This is a genomic window from Nocardioides pelophilus (assembly GCF_014180685.1).
Taxonomy (GTDB): domain Bacteria; phylum Actinomycetota; class Actinomycetes; order Propionibacteriales; family Nocardioidaceae; genus Nocardioides; species Nocardioides pelophilus.
This window is the reverse complement of the sequence record NZ_JACEHF010000174.1, coordinates 1-3,532: the sequence shown is the minus strand read 5'-3', so window position 1 is coordinate 3,532 and position 3,532 is coordinate 1. Positions and strand designations below refer to the sequence as shown.

General features: G+C 73.4%; 2 protein-coding genes and 1 pseudogene. 1 reads left to right on the top strand and 2 read right to left on the bottom strand.

Annotated elements, in window-relative coordinates; all coding sequences use genetic code 11:
• Positions 1 to 2,374: alpha/beta hydrolase (locus H0488_RS19760; RefSeq protein ID WP_183100945.1), on the top strand; the 2,374-nt coding region annotated here is incomplete at its 5' end.
• Here the strand turns inward: H0488_RS19760 and H0488_RS19755 are convergent.
• Complete coding sequence (locus tag H0488_RS19755) at positions 2,313 to 3,146, bottom strand: cobalt-precorrin-6A reductase (protein ID WP_183100953.1); 834 nt, start codon at positions 3,144 to 3,146, stop codon at positions 2,313 to 2,315. The two genes, H0488_RS19760 and H0488_RS19755, sit on opposite strands and share 62 nt — an antisense overlap.
• Positions 3,139 to 3,532 (bottom strand): annotated as a pseudogene (locus H0488_RS19750) (cobyric acid synthase); the annotation flags it as partial. The gene H0488_RS19755 and the pseudogene H0488_RS19750, both read right to left, overlap by 8 nt.

The following is a 3,532-nucleotide window of genomic DNA, read 5'->3' as shown; positions in this document are numbered from 1 at the left end:
CGTGCTGTCCGGCGACCGCCTCGACGAGGCCGGCTTCGACCCGGCCGGCGGCGGTACGACGGACGCCGTCCCCGACCGGGTCACCAGCGAGCTGCTCGCCGCCGACCCCGGCGAGCCGGGACCGTATGCCGTCGTGACCAGCGACTACGACTGGGACCCCGTGAAGCTGCCCGGGATGCGCCAGCCGATCGAGATGGTCGGTCACGTGGTCGAGCCGGCCCCGGGCGAGGCCACCGGCCCGCGGCCACTGGTGCTGTTCATGCACGGCCGGCACAGCGTCTGCTACAACCCGGACGACCCCGATGGCGGTGACAACGGCCGCTGGCCGTGCCAGGCCCCGCTCGCGGAGATCCCCAGCCACCTCGGCTACGACTACGCGCAGCAGGTGCTGGCGAGCCAGGGCTACGCGACCGTCTCGGTGCGGGTCAACGGCATCAACGCCCAGGACTACGCGCTCCTCGACGGCGGTGCCGACGCCCGGGCGGCCATCGTGCAGGAGCACCTCGACCGCTGGGTCGACCTCGCCGCCGCCCACCAGGTCGACCTCGACCAGGTCGTCCTCGTCGGCCACAGCCGCGGGGGCGAGGGCGTCGACCGCGCCTCGATCCAGATCCCCGCGAGCGCGCCGTACCGCATCGCCGGGCAGGTGCTGCTCGCGCCGACCGACTTCGCGTGGCACACGGCGCCGTACGTCCCGACCGTCACCGTCCTCCCCTACTGCGACGGCGACGTCTTCGACCTGCAGGGCCAGCGGTTCACCGACGTCGCCCGCGACCTGGCCCCGGGCGACACCTCGATCAAGAGCTCGGTCATGGTGCTGGGGGCCAACCACAACTTCTTCAACACCGAGTGGACGCCGGCCACCGCCGTCGCACCGTCGTGGGACGACTGGGGCGGCGACCGGGACGCGATCTGCGGCCGCCGCCACCCCGACCGGCTGCTGCCCCGCGAGCAGCGCGCGGTCGGCACGGCGTACGTCGCCGGTGCCGTCCACCTGTTCATCGGCGACGACGACTACGCCCCGCTGTACGACGGTTCCCCCGTCACCGTGCCCTCGGTCGGCGACGCAGAGGTCCTGAGCCACGCGATCGGCGGCGGGCGTTCGATCCGGCGTCCCGGCACGGACGCCCGGCCGACGATCGTGGAGGGCGATGGTGATGCGCGGCTGTGCAGCGGCATCTCGTCGTACTCGAGCGGGTCGTTCGCGATCTGCGCCCGCCGCAACCAGGAGTGGGTGACCCCGCACTGGCCGATGGAGGGCGAGGCCGTGCCGACCCGGAAGTTCCTCGAGTTCTCCTGGCAGGAGGAGGGTGCTGCGGGCGGCTTGTCCTTCGCCGAGCCGCTCGACCTGAGCGTTGACCGGCTCGAGCTGCGCACGGTGCTCGATCCCTCCCACGGAGCTCCCGGGATCGAGGTGCGGATCTCGGACGGCTCGGGCGGGTCCGCGGTGCTCGCTCCCCTGACCGGCACCGAGCTGGTGGCGCTGCCGACCATCTCCTACGGGACCAAGCTCTGGGCCACGACGGTCGTGGTCGAGGCGCAGGGCGCGTCGGGGGTCGACCTGACCGACATCAGGTCCGTCGAGGTCGTCTCCGGCAGCCCGGAGGGCCGGATCTGGATCGCCGACATGGCCGCGGCGCCCGCCGCGCCCCCGCCGGCTCAGACCCAGCGGCTCCCGCGGGTGAGCATCGGCAGGGTCCGGATCGACGAGGGCACCGGCGGGACCCAGCTCGCGCGCATCCCCTTCACGATCGCGGGCGCGGTCACCCGCCAGTCCCGGCTCGCCGTCTTCACCGCCGGTCAGGAGCGCGGCCAGGTCCAGCGACTCGTCATCGACATCGCACCCGGTCAGACGGCGGGCTACGTCCCCGTCGAGTACGACGCCAACGACCTGTTCGGCTACGACCAGGAGATCCAGGTCGCCATCTGGCCGCTCCACGGCGTCGCCACCGACGACTACATCGGTGGGCTGAGCGTGCGGGACGACGACCCGGTGCCGACCTTCGAGGTCGACGTGACGCGCACCGTCCGGGAAGGTCAGCGGATCGAGTTCACGATCACCCGGCGCGGCGATTCGAGCGTCCCGTTCTACGCCTTCGGTCGTGCGGTGCGCACCCGGGGCACCGACCTGCGCGGCTCCGACGTACCCCTGGCATGGCTCGAGACCCACGCCGACTCGGCGGAGCCGCGACGACCCCTGTGGCGGATCTACGCCGGGATCGGCGACGACTTCCCTCCACGCAAGGAATCGATCACCCTGACCATCCCGATCCGGAAGGACGGCCTGCGCGAGGGGCGGGAGTTCGTCGCGATCAAGCTCGAGGTCGGGGACGTGCGGGAGCGCTACCGGATCCGGGTCCTCGACGCCGACTGACGGCCTTGCCCGACAACGCCGTCACCCAGTCCACGGCAGCGGCCACGTCGGCGACGGTCTCGACCCCGTCGGCGCCGGCAGCCCGCCGGACGACGACGACCGGCAGTCCGAGCTCGGCGGCGGCCTCCAGCTTCGGCCAGGTGTAGGACCCGCCGGAGTCCTTGGTGACGAGCACGTCGGTCCCGTGCCCGCGCATGAGGTCGAGCTCGCCGGGCAGCGTGTACGGCCCGCGGCTGGTCACCAGCGTCCAGGCCGGAGGCAACTCGATGTCGGGCGGGTCCACGACGCGAGCGAGCACTCCACGCTCGGCCAGCGCCGGGACGAACCGGGCCAGCTCCTGACGGCCGACGGTGAGGAACGGCCGGTCCCCCAGGTCCGCGGCGGCGGTCGCGGCCTGCTCATGGGTGTCGACCCAGGTCCACGACGCCTGCGACCGGTCCGCCCAGCCGGGCCGTTCGAGACGGAGCAACGGCACGCCCTCGGCGGGGCAGGCGGCAGCGGCGTTGGCCGACATGCCGGTCGCGAACGGGTGGGTCGCGTCGACCACCACGTCGTACTCCCCCAGCGCCGCGCGCAGCCCGTCGACGCCGCCGAACCCGCCGATCCGCACCTCGCCCACCGGCAGCCGCGGACGCGCGACCCGTCCGGCGAGCGACGTCGTCACCGGCACGCCGGCGTCGACCAGCAGGCCCGCGAGCTCCCGTGCCTCGGACGTGCCGCCGAGGACGAGGACCCGGGGTTCGAGGCTCGCTGGCGCTCGCACCTCAGCCACCGGTGAGCTCCAGCAGGGCGTCGACGTCGAGGTGCTGCTCGACGAGGTCGCCGAGCACGTCCAGCCGCCGTTCCCGCGCCTCGGGGAACGACGCGGCCGATGCGATGCCCAGCGCCTCGCGGAGGTACGACGAGCGCGCCGCATCGTCCTCGAGCGACCCGTGCACCATCGTGCCGGTAACGGTCCCCGCGCGGGTCTCGCCGGTCACCGTGCCGTGGTGGATCTCGTAGCCGGCCGGCTCGTGCAGGCGCAGGGTCTTCTCGGCGCGGAAGGTCGTGGTCAGGTCAAGGAGCCCGAGCCCCTCGGCCTCCGCTCCCGCCGGCCCCTCGACCCCCTCGGGGTCGGAGATCGAGCGGCCCAGCATCTGGCAGCCGCCACAGGTGCCG